The organism is Pseudomonas sp. GL_093, from assembly GCF_057837605.1.
The window spans coordinates 4,125,518-4,149,191 of sequence record NZ_CM174448.1 but is presented as its reverse complement, the minus strand read 5'-3'; the positions used below and the strand labels follow the sequence as shown (position 1 = coordinate 4,149,191).

Below are 23,674 nucleotides of genomic sequence, written 5' to 3'. Positions count from 1 at the left end.
AAATGGCCTATCAACCCCAGGAAATCTTCTTCCGCTCCAACGCGCCCGTCACGGTCGATGAGGACCTTTGCATTGCCCACAAAGGCTGCACCGTGTGCGTCGACGTGTGCCCAATGGACCTGCTGGCGATCAACCCGGCCACACAAAAGGCCTACATGGCGTTCGACGAATGCTGGTATTGCATGCCGTGTGAAAAGGACTGCCCGACCGGGGCGGTGAAGGTCGAAATTCCCTATTTATTGCGCTGACTGACAGGACGCCATCGTCGGAACGCCGCCCGGAGCAAGCTCGCTCCCACAGGTTTCGTGGTGTTGGCAGGATTTGCGGCTGGCTTCGATCCAATGTGGGAGCGAGCTTGCTCGCGATGAGGCCGGCCCAGACAACAAAAAAGCTATCCGGCAACCACCGGACGCCTGATTCAAACACCCCTCGTTTCCCACCGCGCCCTGATCGTGGCGGAGACGAACATCCTAAAAATGATTCGAGGGGATACATCTATGTTATTGCGTGCAGCGTTCGCCGGTCTGGTACTGGTCTCATTCACCTTGTCTGCTCAAGCGGAAACCATCCGCATTGCCATCGGCACCCAGGACACCACGATCAACTGCGCCGCCGGCGGTCTGTTGATTCGCGAGCTGGGCCTGCTGGACAAATACCTGCCCCACGACGGCCCCTACAAAGACGCCAAGTACGAGGTGGAGTGGAAGAACTTCACCAGCGGCGCGCCCCTGACCAATGAGATGGTCGCCGGCAAACTCGACTTCGGCGCCATGGCCGACTTCCCCGGTTCGTTCAATGGTGTGGCGTTCGAAACCGCGGGCAAGCACAGCCTGTTCATCAGCGTGCTCTCGGGCAGCATCAAGGGCAGTGGCAACGGCATCGTGGTGCCGAGCGCCTCGAACGTGCAGTCGCTGGCCGAACTCAAGGGCAAAACCATTTCCGTGCCGTTTGCCTCGACGGCCCATGGCATGTTGCTGCGAGCGGTCGCGGCCCAAGGCTGGGATCCGCTCAAAGACGTGAACATCATCGCCCAGCCGCCGGAAGTTGCAGGCTCCGCGTTGCAGGCCGGGAAGATCGATGCCCACGCTGACTTCGTGCCGTTCGCCGAACTGTTCCCCAGCCGTGGTTTCGCTCGCAAGATTTATGACGGCGCCCAGGCCAATGCACCGACCTTCCACGGTGCGCTGGTGGATCAGGCCTACGCGAAGAAGTACCCGGAAATTGTGGTGGCTTACCTGCGGGCGAGCATCGAAGCCAACCAGTTGCTGGCGGCTGAGCCGGAGAAATACAGCGAGTTGATCGCCAAGGTCACTGGCGTCGATGCCGAGGTCAATTACCTGTTCCACGGTCCGCTCGGCGTGCAGACCCGCGACCTCAGCTGGAAGCCGGAATACCGTCAGGCTGTCGGGACTGCCATCGATACCCTGAAGCTGTTGAAGAAGGCGGATCGCGGGTTGGACCTCAATACCTTCATCGACGACCAATACATTCGCGCTGCGTTCAAGGCCTCGAAGCTGGATTACACCGCGCAACTGGCCAACTACGGGCAGACGCCGCTCAAGGCGGTGGATGCGTCGAGCGGCAAAGCGATTACCGATTTCAGCCATGTGGCGGAGATCTGGGTGCGGGGTGAGCCAAAGGTTCGGCAGTACGCCTCGGCAGAGTCGGCGTTCACCGCGTTGGCCGGCCTGAAGCAGGAAGGCAAAAACATCCGCGCGGTGTATGCCCAGGCGAGTGACAGCGGGATCAAGTTGCTGGCGGATCAGGCGTGGTTTGCCAGTGATGCGAAAGGGCGGCTGAGTGCGTTTCTGCTCAAAGACCAGGCCCAGCAATTTGCTGCGGCCCAAGGCGGAAAAGTCTTCGACTTCACCGATGCCACCACCCAGGCCGTCGCCAGCCGCTGAGTTGTGGGGTGGACTCAAGAACCACCCCTCACCCTAACCCTCTCCCCAGAGGGGCGAGGGGACTGACCGAGGTGTTTGGGCGATGTACTGCGACCTGCGACCTCGAGTCGAACTCAGGCTTTGAAAAGCATGGAGATCGGCTCCCTTTCCCCCTCTCCCCACTGGGGAGAGGGTTGGGGTGAGGGGTGGTTCCCCCGTCCTACACTATCTACAATTGGAACCCGACATGCCCAAATCGCTAACCCGCTGGATCCCCCGAGCCGCGTCACTGCTGCTCTGCCTCCTATTCTGGCAACTCGCCGCCAGCCACCACTGGAACCTCGGCCTGGTCACCTTCGCCAACGTCCCGACGCCACTGGCGGTCATCGAAGCCGCCCTCGGCCTCGGCGACTCCGGCAAGCTCGCGCAACACCTCGGCAGCAGCCTCAGCCGGGTCTTCGCCGGTTACCTCGTGGCGCTGATCATCGGCATCGCTTTGGGCCTGGCCATCGGTCGCTCGAAATGGGCGGAAGACCTGCTGCTACCACCGCTGGAAGTCCTGCGCCCGATCCCCGCCGTCGCCTGGATTCCGCTGGCGATCCTGATGTTCCCCTCGTCGGAGCTGTCGATGGTTTTCATCACCTTCACCGGCGCGCTGTTCCCGATTCTGCTCAACACCGTGCATGGCGTCGAAGGCGTCGACCCACGGCTGATTGCCTCGGCGAAAAGCCTCGGGGCAGGGCGCCGGGCGATTCTGCTGGAGGTGATCCTGCCAGGCGCTGCGCCGAGCATCATCACCGGCCTCGCTATCGGTATGGGCACCTCATGGTTCTGCCTGGTGACCGCCGAAATGATCTCCGGCCAATACGGCATCGGCTATTACACCTGGGAGTCCTACACCATCCAGAACTACGCCGACATCGTGGTCGGCATGTTGCTGATCGGCGTTCTGGGGATGGGCAGCAGTCTGCTGATCAAACGTCTGGGCGGGCTGTTCACGCCTTGGCACCGACCACGAGGAAAAGCCTGATGAGCGTGATGCAAACCCCTGAAGGGCGGATCGACATCCGCCAACTGTCCATTGTCCTCGGCGAACACAAGCAAGCCTTCGAAGCCGTGCAAGGTCTGGATTGCCAGATCGAGCCGGGGCAATTCGTGTGCATTCTCGGGCCGTCCGGTTGCGGCAAATCGACCCTGCTCGGTGCCCTGGCCGGTCACCTGCAACCGCGAACCGGCACCCTGAAAGTCGACGGTGCGCCAGTCTCGGGCCCGTCCCCGCAGCGGGGCATGGTGTTCCAGCACCACACGCTGTTCCCTTGGCGCACCGTGCGCGACAACGTGGCTTTCGGCCTGAAAATGCGTGGCATCGGCAAAGCCGAACGGCACCAGGCTGCCGACGAAATCCTTGCCCTGGTGGGCCTCGAAGGGTTTGCCGAGCGCTGGCCTGATCAACTCTCCGGTGGCATGCAGCAACGGGTAGAAATCGCCCGGGTGCTGATCAACCGCCCGCGCCTGTTGCTGATGGACGAACCCTTCGGCGCTCTCGACGCGCTGACCCGGCTGAACATGCAGGAGCTGCTGCTGGACATCTGGACGCGAATTCGCACCACCGTGGTGTTCGTCACCCATGACATCGATGAAGCGCTGTTCCTCGCCGATCGGCTGCTGGTCATGAGTTCGCGGCCGGGGCGGATCATCGAAGACCTGCGCCTCGATTTTCCACGGCCACGCACCACCGAACTGGTCACCAGCCACGAGTTCTCCCGCTTGAAGCGTCATTGCCTCGAGTTGCTGCGTCACGAAGACGGTCGGCAGTTACCGCGCCTGAACCCTCTCGGACTTCCCCTTGAAAACAAACTGCCGCGATTTGCCCTATGACCTCTCTATTCGATGTAACCGATAACGACGACATTCTCGCCCTGCAACCACGTCTGACGGATGAAGATCCCGGCGTGCGCAGAATTGCCCTGATCGAACTGGCCGACCTTGAAGAACCGGACGGTTTGCTGTGGCTGGTCAATCGCCTGGCGCAAGACCCGACCGCAGAAGTCCGCGCCGAGGCCGCTCGATTGCTCGAAGCCTGGGAGGACGAACCGGTGGTGGAAGCGCTGTGCCAGGCGCTGACCGATCCTTCCCAAGCCGTGCAAGCGGCCGCCGCGCAAAGCCTTAGCCTGCTCAAGACCGAGGCAGCGGGCAGGGTGATTCTGCCGTGGACCGGGCATGCCGACATCAACGTGCGCATCGCCGCGTTCAGAGCCTTGCGTGAGTTGCGCTTTCCCGATGCCGCCGCTGCCGCTTTAGGGGCATTGACCGATGAGGACGCCAGTGTTCGCCGCGAAGCCGTCGGCGTACTCGGCTGGCTCAAGCAGCTCGATGCCTTGCCGGCGCTTGCTCGATTGGCCAGTGACGACCCGGACACCGAAGTCCGCCGCGCCGCCACCGGTGCCCTGGGCCTGGCCTCCAACGCCGACGTGCTGCCGGCGCTGCGCCACGCCTTGCAGGACGAGGCCTGGCAAGTGCGCGAAGAAGCCGCCACCACGCTGGGTAAAGTCGGTCACGTCGACGCCGGCCCGGCCTTGGTTGAAGCCTTGAGCGACGATTACTGGCAAGTGCGCCTGCGCGCCACCCGTAGTCTCGGCCGTTTGCGTTACGTCCCGGCCCTTGAAGCGTTGATCGAAACCCTCGGCCACCGCATCAGCAACCTGCGCAAGGAAGCCGCCCTAGCGCTCGGAGAGTTGAACGACCGAGGCGCCATCGCGCCCTTACAGGCTGCGCAGGATGACGGCGACCCGGAAGTGCGCAAAGCCGTGCGCATCGCCTTGAGTCAGCTGCAATGAACCCGGTGGCGATTGGCAATTCCCAAGGTAAACAGCAGCTGCGGTTGAGCTGGCCGGATGGTCGCGAGCAGTTGCTTGATCACGCTGAGTTGCGCCGCCAATGCCCGTGCTCGCAGTGCCGGGCGTTTCGGTTGCAGGGGTTGAGGGTGAAAGTCGATGAGCGCATCCGCGTGATCGAACTCAATTCCCAGGGCTACGGCCTGCAACTGATCTTCAGCGACGGCCATGAGCGCGGGATCTACCCCTGGCCCTACCTGGCACAACTCACCCCTGAAAACGACTGAGGTCTCCTGTGGGAGCGAGCTTGCTCGCGATAGCGGACTGACATTCAACATTGATGTTGACTGTTATGACGCCATCGCGAGCAAGCTCGCTCCCACAGGGGAAACCACAAGGTCTGGGAAGTGAGGTGACTGGTGGTTCTTGCCAGAAAAAAGCCAAAAGAGTACAAATGTACTCCATGACGACTTTAACTCCCCGCCGTACCGCCATCCTGACCTTTATCCGCGATCGAATCGCCGAGCACGGTCAGTCCCCGAGCCTCGCTGAAATCAGCGAGGCGTTCGGTTTCGCCTCCCGTAGCGTGGCGCGCAAGCATGTGCTGGCGCTGACCGAGGCCGGTTTTATCGAGGTCAATGCGCATCAGGCCCGGGGCATTCGTTTGCTCGGGCAACCGGCGCGGCCCGAATTGCTGGACATTCCGGTACTCGGTCGGGTGGCGGCGGGTGCGCCGATCGGCGCCGATGCCGAGGTTCACAGCCGCTTGCTGCTTGACCCGTCGATCTTCTCGCGGGTGCCGGATTACATGCTGCGGGTCCAGGGCGACTCGATGATCGAGGACGGCATTCTCGACGGCGATCTGGTGGGCGTGCACCGCAATCCCGAGGCGGTCAACGGCCAGATCGTCGTCGCGCGACTCGACGGGGAAGTCACCATCAAACGTTTCGAGCGGATCGGCGAAGTCGTCCGATTGCTGCCACGCAATCCGGCCTACAAGCCGATCATCGTCGAAGCCAATCAGGACCTGGCCATCGAAGGGGTGTTCTGCGGTCTGGTGAGGCAAGGGTGATGGGCGCCGTCGTTGCGCTGGATACGCTGTTCAATGGCGGCCAGGTCTGGAAGGGCCGGCCTGCGCCACCGGCCGTCAGCCCGCAACCCACCGGGCATGCCGCGCTGGATGCGGCGTTGCCTACGGGTGGCTGGCCGGAAGCGGCGCTGACCGAAATCCTTTTGGCCGGGCAGGGCGTCGGTGAGCTGCAACTGGTGTGGCCGGCGCTGGCGCGGTTGTCCGCCGCGGGCGAGCGCATCGTGCTGGTGGCACCGCCTTACGTGCCCTATCCCCAGGCCTGGCAGAACGCCGGGGTCGATCTGCGTCAGTTGTCGATCATCCAGGCCAGCGAGCGCGATGCCTTGTGGGCTGCGGAACAATGCCTGCGTTCGGGCAGTTGCGGCGCAGTGCTGTGCTGGCCGCACAAGGCCGATGACCGGGCGTTGCGGCGCTTGCAGGTGGCGGCGGAAACCGGCTCGACCCTGGCGTTCGCCTACCGCTCGATCAATGAGGCGATCAACCCTTCGCCCGCGGCTTTGCGCATCGCCATCGATGCCAAACCTGCGCAATTGCGCGTGCTCAAGTGCCGGGGCGGGTTGGCGCGTTCGGCGCCGATTGCCTTCCCTGTGGGACATTGAGGTTGCCATGCGCTGGGTCTGCATTCTCTTCCCGCAATTGGCGCTGGACGCGGTACTGCGTCAACGCGTCGATCCCGATGAGCCGCTGGCGTTGCTGACCGGCCCGGCCCAGCGTCGGGTGTTGCAAGCGGTCAACGCTTCGGCGCGGGCGCTGGGCTTGCGTCCGGGCCAGTCGATGACCGCTGCCCAGGCCTTGAGCAAAGGGTTTGTCACGGCGGAATACGACGCTGCCGAGATCGAGCACTGGCAGCAGTTTCTGGCCGCCTGGGCTTATCGATTCAGTTCACAAGTCAGCGTGCATTACCCGCGTGCGGTGGTGTTTGAAATCGAATCCAGTCTGGGATTGTTCGGCGCCTGGCCGCAATTCGAGGCGCGGTTGCGGGCCGAGCTTGGTGAGCTGGGGTTTCGCCATCGGATTGTTGCCGCGCCCAACCCGGTGGCCGCACGGGTGCTGGCCAACGCGTATGACGGTCTGGTGGTGCCCGACGACCAAGCCTTGCAACATCATCTTGGGCAGTTGCCCATCGACCGGATCGGGCTGGAAACCAGCGTTGCCACCGCGCTGTCGCGCATGGGGTTGCGCACCTTGAGTCAGGTTCAGGCGTTGCCTCGCCATAGTTTGGCCCGGCGTTTCGAGGCACCGGTGCTCAAGCATCTGGACGCCTTGCTCGGGTTACGGCGGCTGGCGCTGGCGTTCTACTTGCCGCCGGACCGCTTCGATGTGCGCATCGAGCTCAACTTCGACGTGCAGTCCCATCAGGCGCTGCTGTTTCCGTTACGCCGGCTGACCGGTGACCTGTCGGCGTTTCTGTGCGGTCGGGACAGCGGCGTGCAGCGTTTCGACCTGCACCTGGAACACGCCGGGTTGCCGGACACCGTCATCAAGGTCGGCCTGCTCAGCGCCGAACGTAATCCGGCGATGCTCTTTGAACTGGCCCGGGGGCGGTTGGAGCACGTCCAGGTCGAGGCCCCGGTGCGCGGTTTTCGCCTGCGCGCCGAAGACTTGCCGGCCTTCGTTCCCCAGCGCCAGGAACTGTTCGACGACCGCCCGCAGCAGTCCTTGCCCTGGGAGCAACTGCGCGAACGCTTGCGCGCGCGGTTGGGGGATGACGCGGTGCAGGGCTTGCGGTTCCAGGCCGATCACCGGCCGGAATGCGCGTGGCAGGCCAGTGTCGACAGTCAGCGCTGTGCAGGGCTGCCTGCGGTGCAACGTCCGGGCTGGCTGCTGACTGAACCGCTGGCGGTGCATGAAGGTTCGACGCGCATCCTCATGGGCCCGGAACGCATCGAGTCCGGTTGGTGGGACGGTGACGATGTGCGCCGCGACTACTTCCTGATCGAAACCCGTTCCGGCCAGCAGGGCTGGGCCTATCGTGCGGTTGGTGAGGACGGCCCGTTGTGGCTGCAAGGCTGGTTCGCATGAGCATCGACTATGCCGAGCTGCACTGCCTGTCGAACTTCAGTTTTCAGCGCGGTGCTTCCAGCGCGCTTGAGCTCTTTCAACGAGCGAAAAAGCAGGGCTATCAGGCCTTGGCGATCACCGATGAATGCACCCTGGCCGGTATCGTCCGCGCCTGGCAAGCGGCCAAATCCGTGGAGCTGCCGCTGATTATCGGCAGCGAAGTGCGCATCGAGAACGGTCCGAAACTGGTGTTGCTGGTGGAAAACCTCGAGGGTTACCAGACCCTGTGCCGACTGATTACCCGAGCGCGGCGCCGCACGCAGAAAGGCCAGTATCAAGTGCTGCGGGAAGACTTCAGTGAACCCTTGCCGGGGCTGTTGGCGTTGTGGGTGCCGGACGCGGTCGATGACTTCGAACAGGGCCACTGGCTGAAACAGACCTTCGTCGATTGCCTGTGGCTGGCCGTCCAGCTGCATCGTGGCCAGGACGATACCCGGCGACTGGCTGCGCTGCTGACCCTGGCGGGCGAACTGCGAATCCCTGCGGTGGCCAGCGGCGATGTGCACATGCACGCTCGTGGGCGACGCGCCTTGCAGGACACCATGACCGCGATCCGTCATCACCTGCCGGTGGCGGAGGCCGGGCTGCGCCTTCATCCCAATGGCGAGCGGCATGTGCGCAGCCTCCATGCACTGCAATCGATCTACCCGCAAACACTGCTCGACGAAACGCTGAACATCGCCCGGCGCTGCACCTTCGACCTCGGTCAGTTGCGTTATCAATATCCCCGGGAGTTGGTGCCGGAAGGCCAGACAGCCACGTCCTGGCTGCGTCATCTGACCGAAGAGGGCATCGCGTGGCGCTGGCCAAAAGGCCCGCAGGCCCAGGTGCTGACGCAGATCGACAAGGAACTGGAGCTGATCGCCGAACTGGGCTACGAAAGCTATTTCCTGACGGTTCACGATATTGTGCGATTCGCCCGTGAGCAAAAAATCCTGTGTCAGGGCCGTGGTTCGGCGGCCAACTCGGCGGTGTGCTTTGCCTTGGGCATCACGGAAATCGACCCGGATCGCACCACGCTGTTGTTCGAGCGCTTTCTCTCCAAAGAGCGCAACGAACCGCCGGACATCGACGTCGATTTTGAACACGAACGCCGTGAAGAAGTCTTGCAGTACGTGTTCCAGCGTTATGGCCGGACCCGCGCGGCGCTGACGGCGGTGGTCAGCACGTATCACGCGGCCGGCGCGGTGCGTGATGTGGCCAAGGCCTTGGGTTTGCCGCCGGATCAAATCAACGCCCTGGCCGATTGCTGTGGCCACTGGAGTGACGAAACACCGCCCGTGGAACGCCTGCTTGAAGGCGGGTTCGATCCCGAGAGCCCGGTGCTGCGCCGGGTGCTGAGCCTGACGGAACAACTGATCGGTTTCCCCCGACACTTGTCCCAGCACCCCGGTGGTTTCGTGATTTCCGAGCAGCCTCTGGACAGCCTGGTCCCGGTGGAAAACGCCGCCATGGCCGAGCGCACCATCATCCAGTGGGACAAGGACGACCTCGATGCCGTCGGGCTGCTCAAGGTGGATATCCTGGCGTTGGGCATGCTCAGTGCGATCCGCCGCTGTTTCGATCTGTTGCGCCGTCATCGCCATCGGGACCTGAGCCTGGCGACGATCCCGTCCGAAGATGCGCCCACCTACGAAATGATTGGCCGTGCCGACACCATCGGTGTGTTCCAGATCGAGTCCCGGGCGCAGATGTCGATGCTGCCGAGGCTCAAACCGGTGAATTTCTACGATCTGGTGATTGAAGTGGCGATCGTCCGTCCGGGGCCGATTCAGGGCGGGATGGTGCATCCGTACCTGCGACGCCGAAACAAGGAAGAACCCGAGATCTATCCGTCCCCGGCACTGGAAACCGTGCTCAAGCGCACACTGGGCGTGCCGCTGTTCCAGGAACAAGTGATGCAGATTGCGATTGTCGCCGCCGACTACAGCCCCGGCGAGGCCGATCAGTTGCGCCGCTCCATGGCCGCCTGGAAACGCCACGGCGGGCTGGAGCCGCACAAGGATCGCCTGGCCGCCGGGATGAAGAAAAACGGCTACACGGCCGAGTTTGCCGCGCAGATCTTCGAGCAGATCAAAGGCTTCGGCAGTTATGGTTTTCCCGAGTCCCACGCCGCCAGTTTCGCCTTGCTGACCTACGCCAGTTGCTGGTTGAAATGCCACGAGCCAGCGGCCTTCGCCTGTGCGCTGATCAACAGCTGGCCCATGGGTTTCTATAGCCCGGACCAGATTCTGCAGGACGCGCGCCGGCATCATTTGCAAATTCGCCCGGTGGACGTGCGCGCCAGTGACTGGGATTGCAGCCTCGAGCCGATCACCGGAGCCCAGCCGGCGATTCGCATGGGGTTGCGGATGATCAAGGGCTTTCGCGAGGACGATGCCCGGCGCATCGAAACGGCGAGGTCGAAGGGGGCGTTTATCGACATTGCCGACCTCGGCGAACGGGCGCGACTCGATGCCCGCGCCCAGGAGCAACTGGCCGATGCCGGTGCACTGCGCGGCCTGGCCGGTGACCGTCATCGGGCGCGCTGGGAAGTGGCGGGGGTGCAGAAACAGCTCGGCTTGTTTGCCGGTCTGCCGAGTCAGGAGGAGGGCGCGGTGTCGTTGCCCAAACCCACCGTCGGCGAGGACCTGCTAGCCGATTACAACAGTGTCGGCACCACGCTCGGTCCGCATCCGCTGGCATTGTTGCGAGGTGAATTGAAAGCCCGGCGCTGCCGCAGTTCGAAGGAACTGCTGGAGGTCGAGCATGGACGACCGGTCAGCGTCGCCGGGCTAGTGACCGGTCGACAACGCCCGGGCACCGCCAGTGGCGTGACCTTTGTCACCCTTGAAGATGAGTTCGGCAACGTCAACGTCATCGTCTGGCGCGACCTGGCCGACCGGCAGCGCCAGGTGTTGGTTGGCTCGCAATTGCTCAAGGTCGATGGGCGTTGGGAAAAGGAAGGCGAGGTGCGGCATTTGATTGCCGGACGTTTGAGTGACCTGAGTCCATTGCTCGACGGCATCAGTGTGCGCAGCCGGGATTTCCGCTGAACCCGACCTGATCGTTCGCACGCTCTGCGTGGTAACGCCTCCCGTGACGCTCTGCGTCACAGCGGACGCGGAGCGTCCGTGGCTGCATTCCCACGCAGAGCGTGGGAACGATCAAAACCACCCCTCACATTTAATACTGTCTTCGATGATGGCACTTTGGCATAATGCCGGCCGCCGACGTCCCGCACGTCGATTGTCGATTTGATTCCCCCTCGCTTTTTCGGGCGCTGCAACCTGCAGTGGCTGGCTATTGCCGTGTCGGGATAAACCGTTTTTCAAAAGGAATGCGCAGTGAGAATGATCTCTCGAATGTTGGTATCGACGGCAGCGATTGCCCTCTTCGGCGCGATGGCCGGGTGTGCGACCGAAAGCTCGCGCACCTTGCCGGTAGAAAAGGTCGAAAGCGCCAGCCTCGCTTATGCCGGCGTTCGCGTACCCATGGCGGTCGGCAAGTTCGACAACCGCTCGAGCTACATGCGCGGGATCTTCTCCGACGGTGTGGATCGCCTCGGCGGTCAGGCCAAGACCATCCTGATCACTCACTTGCAGCAAACCAACCGCTTCAGCGTGCTGGATCGCGACAACATGGACGAGATCCAGCAAGAAGCCGCGATCAAGGGCCAGTCCCAGCGCCTCAAGGGGGCTGATTTTGTGGTCACCGGTGATGTCACCGAGTTCGGCCGCAAAGAGACTGGCGATCACCAGTTGTTCGGCATTCTCGGTCGTGGCAAGACTCAGGTGGCCTACGCCAAGGTCAACCTGAACATCGTCAATATCAGCACGTCCGAAGTGGTTTATTCGACTCAGGGCGCGGGCGAATACGCCTTGTCCAACCGTGAAATCATCGGCTTTGGCGGCACTGCTGCCTACGATTCGACCCTCAACGGCAAAGTGCTCGACCTGGCCATGCGCGAGGCGATCAATCGTCTGGTGGACGGCATGAATGCCGGTGCATGGAAACCGGGCAACTGATCAAGGTCGATGACAAGGAGCGGTACAAGCATGTTCAAGATTTATGCGAAATGGGCGCTGATGGCGTCGACCGTGCTGGTCAGTGGCCTGTTGGCCGGCTGCAACAGCGGCCCGAAAACCCTTTACCAGTGGGAAAGCTACCAGCCGGAAGTTTACGAGTACTTCAAGGGTGAAGAGCCCAAGGAAGCTCAGGCCGAAGCGCTGGAGCGCGACCTGCAGAAAATCAGGTCCACCGGCAAGACGCCGCCGCCTGGTTACCACGCTCATTTGGGGCTGTTGTACCTGAGCATGGGCAAGGACGATCAGATGGTGCAGCAATTCAGAACCGAGAAGACGTTGTTCCCCGAGTCGACGCCGTACATGGACTTTCTGCTTAAAAACGCCAAGACCGGAGACACCCAATGATCGCGCGCTCATTGAAACTGATGGCCGGGCTACTGGCTCTGGCGGTACTCGGCGGTTGCGTCAGCCCCAAGACCGTGGACTATTCGGCGTACAAGCAAAGTCGTCCGAAAACCATTCTGGTGCTGCCGCCGCTGAACAACTCGCCGGACGTCAAGGCGTCCTACAGCCTGTTGTCGCAGGTCACGTACCCGTTGGCTGAAGCCGGTTACTACGTGCTGCCGATCGCCCTGGTCGATGAGACGTTCCGCCAGAATGGCTTGACCACACCGGCGGATATCCATCAGGCACCGGCCAACAAACTGCAAGAAATCTTCGGTGCCGATGCTGCGCTGTACATCACCGTGACGGACTACGGCACTCGCTACATGATCATCAGCAGTGAAACCGTGGTGACGGCCAGCGCGAAACTGGTGGACCTCAAGAGCGGCACCACCCTGTGGACCGGCTCGGCTCGGGCTTCGAGCGAGGAGGGCGGTAACAACGGTGGCGGTGGTTTGGTTGGCATGCTGATTACGGCGGCGGTGAAGCAAGTGATCAACAACTCCACCGATGCCGGTCACCCGATTGCCGGGGTGACCAGTGCACGACTGCTGTCGGCCGGCCAACCGGCGGGGTTGCTGTACGGGCCGCGTTCGCCGAAATACGGCACTGACTGAACCCTCTGTGCAGGATCGTTCCCACGCAGAGCATGGGAACGATCATTTACCTGACGGCCAAAACCGTTCCCCACCCCCCGGCGTCTCCGTCCACGCCTGCAACGACCTTGTCGGTAGATCAAAATAATCCCGCGTGCGCGCATACCCATGCCCACCCATCCGGCCAATCGCATCGAGCCCGAGCTGATCGATATACAAGGTTTTCGGGTCGATCAATTCATCCCGCACATGCGCCATCAGCACTTCACCAAAGATAATCTCCCGGGACTGCCCGATGGACAGTGCCATCATCCGTCGACACTCCAACGCCACCGGCGCCTCCCCGATCCGTGGGCATTTGACCGTGGTCCCGGGAATGGCAGTGAGGCCCGCGGCAGTCAGTTCGTCAAAACCGGGGGCGAACGGCACGGCGCAGACGTTCATGGCTTCCACCAGGGCATCGCTGACGATGTTCACGGTGAATTCCTGATTGAGCTGGATATTGCGCGTGGTGTCCTTGGGGCTTTGGTCGCCGTAGTTTTCCACGCCCAACGCGAGGATGGGCGGGTCGGCCGAGAGGGCGTTGAAGAAGCTGAAGGGGGCGGCGTTGATCCGGCCTTCGCCGTCGATGGTGGTGACCAGGGCAATCGGCCGTGGCACCACGCTGCCGATCAGAATCTTGTATTTGTCTCGCGGGCTCAATTGGCTGAAGTCGAAGCTTTGCATGGGCAGAACTCTCTAAAGAAGGGGATCAATCGCGCTCAGCGGCGCGTGTGCGCTGTAGTCGTCAGCGAACGGGATGGCCGGTTTGAACAGGCCTTTCCAGTCCGGTTGACCGAAGGCCCGGTCGCTGTGGCTGCGCATCAGTTTTTCGAATTGTTGTTGGGCCTGGCGTTGCAGGGCGGGGTAGTCGACGCCTTGAACCTGACCGTCCTGCATCACGCAGCGGCCGTCGATGTAGCTGGCGATGCAGTCGTCACCGCGCCCGGCCAATACCAGGTTTTTCAGTGGGTCGAACAGCGGCCCCAAATGCAGGCCGCGAAGGTTGAACACCGTGATGTCGGCTTTGGCGCCCGGTGCCAAACGGCCCAGATCATTGCGGCCCAAGGCTTTGGCGCCGCCGAGAGTGGCGGCGTTGTACAAATCCAGGGTGCTGGTGAGCAAGTTCCCGCCCTCCATCAATCGCGCGATGTTCAGACCCTGGCGCATGTTTTCCAGCAAATCCGCCGGCCAGGTGTCGGTGCCCAAGGCGAAGTTGATGCCCTTGGCCCGATAGCGACCGAAAGAGTTCAGCGCCTCGCCGTCACGGGCAAACACCACCGGGCAATGCACCAGACTCGCGCCGCCATCCACCACGCGTTGCAGATCGTCATCGTCGGAGGTGTAGATGCCGTGGGGCAGCAGACTGCGCGGGGTCAGCAGATTCAATTGTTGCAACCAACCCAGCGGCGAAGTACCGCGCAGTTGCTCGACCATCGCCACCTCACCGAGCCCCTGGCAGCAATGCAAACGCATCGGAGCGTTCAGTTCCCGACTCAGCGCGGCAGTGCGTTGCAGCAGGGCCGGGGTGCAGGTCTGGATACGGTCCGGCAGCAACGCGCCACGAATCAAACCCTCGTGCGCGCCGTCGAAATCATGGAAAAACCGAGCAGCCGCGTCGAGCCCGGCCAGGCCTCGCGCTTCATCCCAGTGATGCCCGAGGCTTCCATCGGCGCGCCAGTAACTCATGCCGCTCATGTAGCAAGGGCCGAGGTAAGTCCGCAGCCCCAACTCGGCCGCCACACCGGCCACCGCAGAAAATTCGTCGTAGGTTTCGGCCCACTCGCGGTAATACATCGAGGTGATCGGCATGGCGGTGGTGATGCCGTTGCGGATCAGCTGAGTGAAGGCGTAGCGGTATTTGAAAACTTCTTCATCGGGGCTGTAACTCTCTCGCGGACCTGCCGTCAGGTAGTCCTCGGACCACATCCGGCCCATGTCGCGTTCATCGCCGTTGTCCAGCGTCAGCACCGTCGAATCAAGATCCCCGAGTGCATCCAGGTCGATGAAGCCCGGACCGATCAACGCGTTGCCGTAATCAATCCACTGATCCACCGGTCCCGGATAATCCCGCCCGACAAACACGATGCGCGAACCTTCAAACACCACTTCGCCGTCGCGCCACAGCACGTGCTGTGTGCCGTCGAAACCAACGACGCAGCCGCTCTTGAGGCCAATGCGCTTCACAAACGGCTTTCCAGCAGACGGCCACCGGAGGCGATCAACTCACCGCCGCGATAAACCTGCCGCACCGGTCGCGACACCACCGCCTCACCCAGCGTCTGCACCGGCATCAGCAAAAAGTCCGCCGGTTGGCCGATCTCCAGCCCATAACCTTCACAGCCCAACGCCCGAGCGCCATTCACCGTCGCGGCTTCGAACGCCGCCGTCAGTTCATCGTCCTTGTTCAAATCGAAACGAAACGCCAGCAGCATCGCCCGTTCCAGCATGTCGCCGTTGCCCATGGGCGACCAGGCATCACGAATGCCGTCCGAACCCAGGCAGACATTCACCCCGGCCTCACGCAAGGCGAGGAACGGCGGCACCGCGCAATCGGCCGGTGCCGAACTCATCAACGAAATGCCCAGCGCCGCCAAGCGTTCGGCCACCGGTTTGACCTGGCTCCACGGCAACATCCCAAGGCAGTACGCATGGCTGATCATCACCCGACCCTGACGCCCGAAACGTTCGGTGTAGTCGGCGATCAGTGCGATCTGCCACAGGCCCAGTTCGCCCTTGTCGTGCAGGTGAATGTCGACGCCACGCTCGAATTCACTGGCCAGCTCAAACACGAAGTCGAGCTGGGCGATGGGGTCGTTGTCGATACCGCACGGGTCGAGGCCGCCGACGTTTTCCACGCCCAGGGCCATGGCTTCGCGCATCAGTTCGGCGGTGCCGGGGCGGCTGATCAGGCCGGTTTGCGGGAACACCACCAGTTGCAGGTCGATCAGGTCGCGGTAGCCTTCGCGCAGCTGTTGCATGGCCTCGACATGGCGCAGGCCGAATTCCGGGTCGATGTCGACGTGACAACGCATCGTCAGCGAGCCGCGGGCGATGCAGTTTTCCAGCAGGGCGCCAGCGCGCAGGGCAATCGGTGCCTGCACTTCACGCAGCACGCGGCGCTCGTTGGCGATGTAGTCCTTGAGCGTCGGGCCGGCGCTGTTCGGGCGCCAGGGTTGGCCCCAGAGGGTTTTGTCGAGGTGGACGTGGCTTTCAACCAGGGCCGGGGTGAGGAGCTGGTTTTGGCCGTCGATGTCGGTGGTGGTCAGGGCAGCGGTCGATGCCGGGCGGCGTTGCTTGAACAGGCCGTTTTCGATCAGCAGGTCTTCGGCGGTTGAACCGTAGGGCCGCACATTGCGCAGCCAGCGGGGTTGATTCATTGCATACCTCGAATTTTGTAGTGTTCAGGCGGGCCTCATCGCGAGCAGGCTCGCTCCCACATTTGAAATGCATTCCCCTGTGGGAGTGAGCCTGCTCGCGATGGCCGCGCCTCGGTCTCAAGTCAGCCGATCAGCCCTTGAGCTTCGACCAGATCCGATCCTGCAGCTCGCGCGCCTTGTTGCTGCACTCTTTCTCCGGCCGCAGGCGCGAGGCGAACTCGTCGGGCATGTTGATCGCGTCCATCACCCGCCATTTGGCGTCGATCAGCTTGTCGCTCTGGATGCCGTTGGCGTAGGCGATGGCGTTGGACACGGCGGCGGCGTTTTCCGGCTTCATCATCCAGTCGATGAAGATCTTCGCGTTGCCAGGGTGCGGGGCGCTTTTCGGTACGGCGAAGTTGTCCTGGAACATCGCCAGGCCTTCGCGCGGGTACACGTACTTGATGGTGCTTTTTTGCAACGTGGCCCGGGCGGTGGAGCCGTTCCAGTTCTGCATCATGATCACTTCACCGGAGGCCATGCGGTCGACGGTGTTGTCCGAGCTGTACATCTTCAAGTGCGGTTTCTGTTTTTGCAGCAGCTCCAGAATGCGCTTGGCGTCCTGCGGGTTTTCGCTGCATTCGTCGACGTTCAGGTAATGGCTGGCGGCGTTGATCACACTGCTGGAGGTGTCGAGGGCGGCGAGTTGGCCTTCGAGTTCCTTGCGCGGTTCGAAGAACTCTTTCCATGAATCGTCCAGTTTGCCGCCGGGCACCCGCGCGCTGTCATAGGAAAATCCGGTGGTGCCCCACAGGTACGGGGCGGAGAACTTGCGGCCCGGGTCGAAACTCGGGTCGCGGAAGGCCGGTTTGACGTACTGGAAGTTGGGCAGGGTCGACGCGTCGATTTCCAGCAACAGGTCCTGTTTGATCAACGTGCGCATGATCGACTGCGACGGCACGATCACGTCATACGCCGCGCCACCGGCCTGCAACTTGGCCAGCAGGGTTTCGTTGCTGTCGTAGCCGTCCATGGTGACCTTGATCCCGGTCTCCTTTTCGAACTTGGCCAACAGATCGACCGGGTAGTAGTCGGTCCAGTTGTAGAAGAACAATTCCTTGGGTTCGGCGGCCTGCGCGGTGAAAACGCTGAAGCAACTGAGGGCCAGACCGGCGACGCCGTAACGCATGCTTTTCAATATCATTGTTTTACGCTCCGAAAGTACCGCGAAGGAAAGTGCTCATTGGTTTTTGCCGCGCTGTCCCAGCCAGAAGGCCAGCACCACCAGCACAATGGAAATCACCAGCATCAGGGTCGAAATCGCGTTGATCTCCGGAGTGACACCGGACTTGATCGCCGAGAAGATGTACACCGGCAACGTCGTCGAACCGGGTCCGGCAACGAAGAAGGTCATGATGAAATCGTCGAGGCTGACCACGAACGCCAACACCGAACCGGACAACACCGCCGGCCACAGCAGCGGCAGCGTCACCCGACGAAACACCTGCCACGGGTTGGCGTACAAATCGTTCGCCGCCTCCAGCAAGCTCTTGTCCAGGTCATTGAGTCGCGCGCGGATCGGCAGGTACGCGAAAGGAATGCAGAAGCCGATGTGCGCGACGATCACCGTCAGCAAACCGAGCTTGATCCCCAGCGCCATGAACAGCAGCAGCGTGGCGACGGCGGTGACGATCTCCGGCAGGATCAGCGGCAGGTTGATCCCGCCCTCGACCATCTTCTGTCCATAGAACGGCCGGTAAGTCGCCAATGCCGCGAGTAAGGCAATGGCCGTGGCGCAGACCGTGGCGATGCCGGCGACGATGATCGAGTTCAGCGCCGCCGTCTGAATCGACGGGTTGGCCAGAATCCTTCCGTACCAGGCAAAGGAAAACTCGGTCCACACCGTCGCCGAGCGGTTGGCGTTGAAGCTGTAGGCGATCAGCACGAAGATCGGCACGTACAGATACGCCAGGATCAGCAGGCTGACTTCGCGGGTCAGCGGTAGTTTTTTCAGGTGCAGGGCGATCATGCGGTGGCTCCCCGGCGTAGAGTTTTGGCGGCGCTGCGGCTGTAGAGGGCGTAAAGCACCAAGGACAGCAGCAGAATTCCCAGCAACAGGAACGACAGCGAACTGCCCAGCGGCCAGTTACGCGCGGTGCCGAACTGTTGCTGGATCAGGTTGCCGATCATCAGCGTCTTGCCGCCGCCGAGAATCGCCGGCGTGATGAAGGCACCGAGACTCGGCACAAACACCAGCAGCGCGCCGGCAATCACGCCGGGCATCGACAGCGGCAGGATGATTCGCCGCAACGCATGCCAGCGATTGGCGCCGAGGTCGTAAGCCGCTTCCACCAGTCGCCAGTCGAGTTTTTCCAGGGTCGAGTAGATCGGCAAAATCATGAACGGCAGGAAGCTGTAGACCAGCCCGACGCTGACCGCGAAGTCGTTGTAGAGCAGGGTGATGCCACCCGCCTGCGGGAACAGTGCGTTGAGGCTCTGAGCAACCCAGCCATGCTCGCGCAGGATGATCAGCCAGGCGTAGTTGCGGATCAGCAGGTTGGTCCAGAACGGAATGGTGATCAGCAAGACCATGAGGTTGCGTCGCTGCGGCGTCAGGCTCGACATCCACAACGCCACCGGGAAGCCGAACAGGAAACACAGCAACGTGGTGCCACCGGCCTGGAACACCGAGCGCAACAGTGCTTGGGCGTAGACCCAGTTCAGTTCCAGTTCACCGTCGAAACCTTCCTGGAAGAACAGCTGCACGTAGCTTTGCAATTGCCAGTTGGCCTGCCAGTCGACGCCGCCATACACGTTGCGCGGCAACAGGCTGATGTAGCCCATGATGCCGAGCGGAATGGCGATCAGCGCCAGCAAAGTCAGAACCACCGGGCTGAGCAACAGCGCGCGGTTGAGGGCGGGAGAAGTGCTGCTGACGCTCATCTCAGGCCTCCATCAACAGGCAGGCGTGGGGCGGCAGGTTGACCGCGACGCGATCGCCGACCACCCGGCCACGGTTCAGGCCTTCGTTGTTCTCGCGCAGCATGACCTTGATGTCGTTGTTCAACCGGCACTGGTAAAGGGTCGCGGTGCCGACATACAACACTGCTTCAATGACGCCGCGCAGGTGATGCGGTTGCGCCGGGTCGACCAATTGCGAGCGTTCCGGGCGGAACGCCAGTTGCACGCTGGCGCCATCGAAGCCTTGAGCCGGGCAAGGGATTTCCACCGGCATGCCGCTCGGCACGAACAGTTTTTCGTTCTGCTGGCCGCGCTTGAGGTGGCCGGGGAGGAAGTTGATGTCGCCGATGAATTGAGCGACGAAGCGGTGCTGCGGCCGTTCGTAGATATCGTTCGGTGTGCCGATTTGCAGGATCTTGCCGGCGGACATCACGGCGATGCGGTCGGACAGGGTAAGCGCTTCTTCCTGATCGTGGGTGACGAAAATGAAGGTGATCCCGGCTTCCTTCTGTACGCGCTTGAGTTCGACCTGCATTTCCTTGCGCAGCTTCAAGTCCAGCGCCGACAGCGGTTCGTCGAGCAACAACACTTTGGGCTTCGGCGCCAGGGCCCGGGCCAGCGCCACGCGCTGCTGCTGGCCACCGGACAACTCGGCCGGTTTGCGCTGGGCCAGGTGTTGCATTTGCACCAGCGCCAGCATCTCATCGACGCGCTGGGCAATTTGCTTGCGATCAAGACCCTGCATCTCGAGGCCGAAGGCGATATTCTGCGCGACACTCATGTGCGGAAACAGCGCGTAGCTCTGGAATACTGTGTTGACCCGGCGCTTGAACGGTGGCAAATCATTGACCGGTTCACCCGCCAGACGAATCTCGCCTTCGCTGACCTGTTCGAAGCCGGCGATGGTGCGTAACAAGGTAGTTTTGCCGCAGCCGGAAGGGCCGAGCAGGGTGAAGAATTCATTGTCGGCAATGTCGACTGAAACGTTGTCGAGGGCTGGAGCCAGCCCCGGATCGTCGGAATACCGCTTGGAGACGTTACGCACTTCGATTGCTGTTGGATGACCCATAATGGTGCATTCCTCTAATTATTGTATGCAATATCTGGATGCAATCTAGAAATAACCGGATTAATCTGCTCGTGCAACCCCCTTTTTCAAAGGCTGCTCATCGCCTGGGGCCGGTTGTTTAGCGCTAAAGGAGTGTTCAGATGACCGAGAAAAAACTCGAGACCACGGTCGACCGCGTCTACCAAGGGGTTTACGAGGCGATCAGCAAACGTTCATTGCGCCCCGGGATGAAGCTCGGCGAAGCGTCATTGGCCGAACTTTTTAATGTCAGCCGGACGTCGGTTCGTGCCGCGCTCAAACAGTTGGAGGCCGATGGCCTGGTCACCACCGAGCCCAACAAAGGGGCGTCGGTGTCGTTGCCCAGTGATGAGGAGATCCGCTCGCTGTTTGAAACGAGGCGCCTGATCGAGATTGGCATCGTCACTGAACTCTGCCGTCGTCGTGATACTGCAGTGACCCAAGACCTGCGCGATCACCTGTTGCTGGAAGATGAAGCGCACCGCAGTGGCGACCATGAACGGTTGATTCATTTGCTCGGCGAATTCCATATCAAGCTCGCGCAAAGCCTCAACAACCCGGTGTTGCTGGACTGGTTCCGCAAGCTGATTTCCCGCGCTTCGCTGTACGCCGCCGCGCTGGATGACGACAGTCACGAGGCGTGCCGCGACGACGAACACCTTCGGCTGATCGAGTACATCGAAGCCGGCAACCAGAGCGCCGCGATCGAACTGACCTGCATGCATTTGAATGGCATCGAGAAGGCCATTCTCGACGTCGCCGCCACGCTGAAAACCGGCTACCACCCGCTCAAGCACCTGATCGAGGTTTAGCCACGCTGAAACCTCGTAGCAGCTGTCGAGCAGCGCGAGGCTGCGTTCGGCTGCGAAGCAGTCGTGAAATCAAACACCTCGGTGTGTCAGGACAAATTCGGATGCAGGGTTTACGACTGCTTCGCAGCCGAACGCAGCCGAACGCAGCCTCGCGCTGCTCGACAGCTGCTACATCTATGGTTACCCCCCAGGGCACGCTTCATTGCCACAAAAGCCTGGATGATGTGAATCAGCTAACCTCTATGAAACCATTGGCGACGGCGATGCTCGAAACAAACGGGCACGCACCGTCCTCATGCCGTTGCGATCCCTTAAGCCAGTCATCTACAGGGATACAGAGTCAGTCGATGCAGTTTCTAGACGATAGCCATGGGTGTGCAGGCTGGAACGGTGAAATGGCCGGGCGCATTCGCGCGTTCGACTGGAGCCTGACTGAGCTTGGGAACATGGACTCCTGGCCCAGAAGCCTGTGCAGCGCGGTGCAGTTGATGCTCGCCTCGCCACTGCCGATGGTGATGCTGTGGGGCAGGCCGGGTTACATGGTCTATAACGACGCGTATTCGAAGTTTGCCGGTGGCCGCCATCCTTACCTGTTGGGTTCTCCGGTGGAGCTGGGCTGGCCGGAAGTCGCCGAATTCAATCGGCATGTGGTCGACACCTGCCTGGCCGGCGGCACCTTGTCCTATCGCAACAAAGTACTGGAGCTGCTGCGCGACGGGGTTCCCGAAGACGTCTGGCTGGACCTCTATTACAGCCCGGTGGCGGATGATGACGGGAAACCGGCCGGGGTTATGGCGATGGTGGTCGAGACCACCAAACATGTGATTTCCGAACGCCGCCGTCAAGCAGCCGAGGACGCCTATCACGCCGACAACGAACGGGTTCGCCTGGCACTCAATGCCGGGGCTTTGCTCGGCTCGTTCGTCTGGGACATCAAGGACAATGTGCTCTCCGGCGATGAGCGTTTCGCCCGCACCTTTTCCTATCCGCCCGAGCAGAACCTGGCCGACTTGCCGATGGACGTCGTCGAAGCACGGATCCATCCCGATGACCGCAGCTGGGTGCAGGAGCAGGTCAATCAATCAGTGAAAACCGGCGAACCGTTTAACGCCGAGTATCGGGTCCTGCGCCCGGATGGCAGTTATCTGTGGGTGCTGGCGAGTGGGGGCTGCGAGTTCAATGAGCAGGGCGAACCGTTTCGTTTTCCTGGGGTATTGATCGATATCCACGAACGCAAGATTGCCGAAGAATCCCTGCTCAAGTTCACCCGTAACCTGGAGCAACGCGTTGCCGACGAAGTCGAAGCGCGGCTGGCCGCTGAAGAGCAACTTCGTCAATCGCAGAAACTCGAAGCCATCGGCGGCCTCACCGGCGGCGTGGCCCATGACTTCAACAACCTGTTGCAGGTGATCGCCGGCAACCTGCACTTGCTGGCGCGGCATGAACCGGACAACGCCAACGTGCAGCGCCGGGTCAATGCTTCGATTGCCGCGGTCGAGCGCGGCGCCAAACTGTCTTCGCAATTGCTCGCGTTCGCCCGCCGTCAGCCCTTGTCGCCAGCGGTCTGCGACCTGCGCCAGGTCTTCGATGGGCTCGGGGAATTGTTGCAGCGGGCGCTGGGGGAAACCATCCAGATCAATGTCAGCGCGGCCGAAGCCCTTTGGCACATCTACGTGGACCACAATCAACTGGAAAACGCCATCCTCAATCTGGCGATCAATGCCCGGGACGCCATGAACGGCGAGGGGACCATTGATTTGAACGCCGAGAACATCGCCCTTGATAGCAAGTTTTGTGCAGGCAAGGGCATCGTCGCCGGCGACTATGTCTGCGTAGCAGTGGCTGACAAGGGGGTTGGCATGTCGCCGCAGGTACTCGCACAGGCTTTCGAACCGTTTTTTACCACCAAGGCCGATGGCCAGGGCACGGGGCTGGGCCTGAGCATGGTGTTCGGTTTCGTCAAGCAAAGTGGCGGACATATCGAGATTTCCAGCGCGGTCGGGCAGGGCACTCGGGTGCAGCTGTATTTCCCTCGCAGCCTGCGGCCGATGCTCAACGAAACGACACGTCATGACCCGCAACAGCGAGGCGGACACGAAACCATTCTGGTGGTCGAGGACAACGAGGCGGTGCGAAGCTCCGCGGTGGAGTTACTGCGCGAAGAAGGTTATCAAGTCCTGACGGCGGCCAACGGTGACGTCGCGATGCAGATGTTGCTGGATGGCGCGGTGGTGGACCTGATTTTCACCGACGTGGTCATGCCCGGCCTGATCAAAAGCGCGGACCTGGCTGCCTGGGCCAAGGTGCAGACTCCGCCGGTGGCCGTACTGTTCACCTCGGGCCACACCCGTGACATTATCTCGCGCAATCACCAACTCAGCCCTGATACCTATTTGCTGAGCAAACCTTATGGTCCCGAGGCGCTTACCCAAATGGTTCGCACCGTCCTCAACGGCTAACCCGATTCACATTGGTTTTGTGTTTTTTCTGCAATTTCATTA

Annotated in this window: 22 protein-coding genes; 15 read left to right on the top strand and 7 right to left on the bottom strand. The window is 61.7% G+C overall.

What is annotated here, in order from left to right; translation table 11 throughout:
* Positions 1 to 2: 2 nt before the first annotated feature.
* The 13 genes from AC3IUE_RS18880 (at position 3) to AC3IUE_RS18820 (ending at position 12,936) form a co-directional block, all read left to right on the top strand.
* Positions 3 to 248: a 4Fe-4S dicluster domain-containing protein gene (locus AC3IUE_RS18880; RefSeq protein WP_007946457.1), complete on the top strand. Its 246-nt coding sequence runs from the start codon at positions 3 to 5 to the stop codon at positions 246 to 248.
* A gap of 249 nt (positions 249 to 497) precedes the next feature.
* Complete coding sequence (locus tag AC3IUE_RS18875; RefSeq protein WP_489263282.1) at positions 498 to 1,904, top strand: ABC transporter substrate-binding protein; 1,407 nt, start codon at positions 498 to 500, stop codon at positions 1,902 to 1,904.
* A gap of 226 nt (positions 1,905 to 2,130) precedes the next feature.
* Entirely contained in the window at positions 2,131 to 2,913 is a 783-nt protein-coding gene (locus AC3IUE_RS18870; protein ID WP_489263281.1) for an ABC transporter permease, read from the top strand.
* The gene (locus AC3IUE_RS18865) at positions 2,913 to 3,761 is read left to right on the top strand and encodes an ABC transporter ATP-binding protein (protein ID WP_489263280.1); all 849 of its coding nucleotides are present in this window, start codon (positions 2,913 to 2,915) and stop codon (positions 3,759 to 3,761) included. Before AC3IUE_RS18870 ends, AC3IUE_RS18865 begins: the two co-directional genes overlap by 1 nt.
* On the top strand, positions 3,758 to 4,720 hold the full coding sequence (locus AC3IUE_RS18860) for a HEAT repeat domain-containing protein (protein ID WP_489263279.1): 963 nt from the start codon (positions 3,758 to 3,760) through the stop codon (positions 4,718 to 4,720). The genes AC3IUE_RS18865 and AC3IUE_RS18860 overlap by 4 nt, the downstream gene beginning before the upstream one ends.
* The gene (locus tag AC3IUE_RS18855) at positions 4,717 to 5,004 is read left to right on the top strand and encodes a DUF971 domain-containing protein (protein WP_489263278.1); all 288 of its coding nucleotides are present in this window, start codon (positions 4,717 to 4,719) and stop codon (positions 5,002 to 5,004) included. The genes AC3IUE_RS18860 and AC3IUE_RS18855 overlap by 4 nt, the downstream gene beginning before the upstream one ends.
* Before the next feature lie 167 nt (positions 5,005 to 5,171).
* Positions 5,172 to 5,789, top strand: a complete 618-nt coding sequence (gene lexA / locus AC3IUE_RS18850; protein ID WP_489263277.1) for a transcriptional repressor LexA — start codon at positions 5,172 to 5,174, stop codon at positions 5,787 to 5,789.
* Positions 5,789 to 6,406 (top strand): translesion DNA synthesis-associated protein ImuA, encoded by a 618-nt coding sequence (gene imuA, locus AC3IUE_RS18845; protein ID WP_008155007.1) that lies wholly within the window; start codon positions 5,789 to 5,791, stop codon positions 6,404 to 6,406. The genes lexA and imuA overlap by 1 nt, the downstream gene beginning before the upstream one ends.
* A 7-nt stretch (positions 6,407 to 6,413) precedes the next feature.
* Positions 6,414 to 7,829: a Y-family DNA polymerase gene (locus AC3IUE_RS18840; RefSeq protein WP_489263276.1), complete on the top strand. Its 1,416-nt coding sequence runs from the start codon at positions 6,414 to 6,416 to the stop codon at positions 7,827 to 7,829.
* Positions 7,805 to 10,903 (top strand): error-prone DNA polymerase, encoded by a 3,099-nt coding sequence (locus tag AC3IUE_RS18835; RefSeq protein ID WP_489263275.1) that lies wholly within the window; start codon positions 7,805 to 7,807, stop codon positions 10,901 to 10,903. Before AC3IUE_RS18840 ends, AC3IUE_RS18835 begins: the two co-directional genes overlap by 25 nt.
* 297 nt (positions 10,904 to 11,200) lie before the next feature.
* Positions 11,201 to 11,875 carry a CsgG/HfaB family protein gene (locus AC3IUE_RS18830; protein WP_162247434.1) on the top strand — a complete coding sequence of 225 codons (675 nt, stop codon included), beginning with the start codon at positions 11,201 to 11,203 and terminating at the stop codon, positions 11,873 to 11,875.
* 60 nt (positions 11,876 to 11,935) lie between these two features.
* Complete coding sequence (locus tag AC3IUE_RS18825) at positions 11,936 to 12,280, top strand: DUF4810 domain-containing protein (RefSeq protein ID WP_371925536.1); 345 nt, start codon at positions 11,936 to 11,938, stop codon at positions 12,278 to 12,280.
* On the top strand, positions 12,277 to 12,936 hold the full coding sequence (locus tag AC3IUE_RS18820) for a DUF799 domain-containing protein (RefSeq protein WP_056740716.1): 660 nt from the start codon (positions 12,277 to 12,279) through the stop codon (positions 12,934 to 12,936). The genes AC3IUE_RS18825 and AC3IUE_RS18820 overlap by 4 nt, the downstream gene beginning before the upstream one ends.
* 42 nt (positions 12,937 to 12,978) lie before the next feature.
* Here AC3IUE_RS18820 and AC3IUE_RS18815 read toward each other — a convergent pair whose 3' ends face one another.
* The 7 genes from AC3IUE_RS18815 to AC3IUE_RS18785 all read right to left on the bottom strand — a co-directional run bounded on the left by AC3IUE_RS18815 (position 12,979) and on the right by AC3IUE_RS18785 (position 20,343).
* Complete coding sequence (locus tag AC3IUE_RS18815) at positions 12,979 to 13,641, bottom strand: flavin reductase family protein (protein WP_095129640.1); 663 nt, start codon at positions 13,639 to 13,641, stop codon at positions 12,979 to 12,981.
* Between the two features lie 12 nt (positions 13,642 to 13,653).
* Positions 13,654 to 15,141 carry an amidohydrolase family protein gene (locus AC3IUE_RS18810; RefSeq protein WP_489263274.1) on the bottom strand — a complete coding sequence of 496 codons (1,488 nt, stop codon included), beginning with the start codon at positions 15,139 to 15,141 and terminating at the stop codon, positions 13,654 to 13,656.
* On the bottom strand, positions 15,138 to 16,334 hold the full coding sequence (locus AC3IUE_RS18805; protein WP_489263273.1) for an amidohydrolase family protein: 1,197 nt from the start codon (positions 16,332 to 16,334) through the stop codon (positions 15,138 to 15,140). Before AC3IUE_RS18805 ends, AC3IUE_RS18810 begins: the two co-directional genes overlap by 4 nt.
* A gap of 130 nt (positions 16,335 to 16,464) precedes the next feature.
* Positions 16,465 to 17,517 carry an extracellular solute-binding protein gene (locus AC3IUE_RS18800; protein WP_489263272.1) on the bottom strand — a complete coding sequence of 351 codons (1,053 nt, stop codon included), beginning with the start codon at positions 17,515 to 17,517 and terminating at the stop codon, positions 16,465 to 16,467.
* Positions 17,518 to 17,553: 36 nt separating this feature from the next.
* Positions 17,554 to 18,342 carry an ABC transporter permease gene (locus tag AC3IUE_RS18795; protein ID WP_046048507.1) on the bottom strand — a complete coding sequence of 263 codons (789 nt, stop codon included), beginning with the start codon at positions 18,340 to 18,342 and terminating at the stop codon, positions 17,554 to 17,556.
* Positions 18,339 to 19,256 (bottom strand): ABC transporter permease, encoded by a 918-nt coding sequence (locus AC3IUE_RS18790; RefSeq protein WP_123368127.1) that lies wholly within the window; start codon positions 19,254 to 19,256, stop codon positions 18,339 to 18,341. The genes AC3IUE_RS18795 and AC3IUE_RS18790 overlap by 4 nt, the downstream gene beginning before the upstream one ends.
* Position 19,257: 1 nt before the next feature.
* Positions 19,258 to 20,343, bottom strand: a complete 1,086-nt coding sequence (locus tag AC3IUE_RS18785) for an ABC transporter ATP-binding protein (protein WP_489263271.1) — start codon at positions 20,341 to 20,343, stop codon at positions 19,258 to 19,260.
* 140 nt (positions 20,344 to 20,483) lie between these two features.
* Here AC3IUE_RS18785 and AC3IUE_RS18780 point away from each other — a divergent pair, with 140 nt between their 5' ends.
* Together AC3IUE_RS18780 and AC3IUE_RS18775 are read left to right on the top strand one after the other, a co-directional pair.
* The gene (locus AC3IUE_RS18780; protein ID WP_008154995.1) at positions 20,484 to 21,173 is read left to right on the top strand and encodes a GntR family transcriptional regulator; all 690 of its coding nucleotides are present in this window, start codon (positions 20,484 to 20,486) and stop codon (positions 21,171 to 21,173) included.
* Positions 21,174 to 21,520: 347 nt separating this feature from the next.
* Positions 21,521 to 23,632 (top strand): hybrid sensor histidine kinase/response regulator, encoded by a 2,112-nt coding sequence (locus AC3IUE_RS18775; RefSeq protein ID WP_489263270.1) that lies wholly within the window; start codon positions 21,521 to 21,523, stop codon positions 23,630 to 23,632.
* Positions 23,633 to 23,674: the final 42 nt, after the last annotated feature.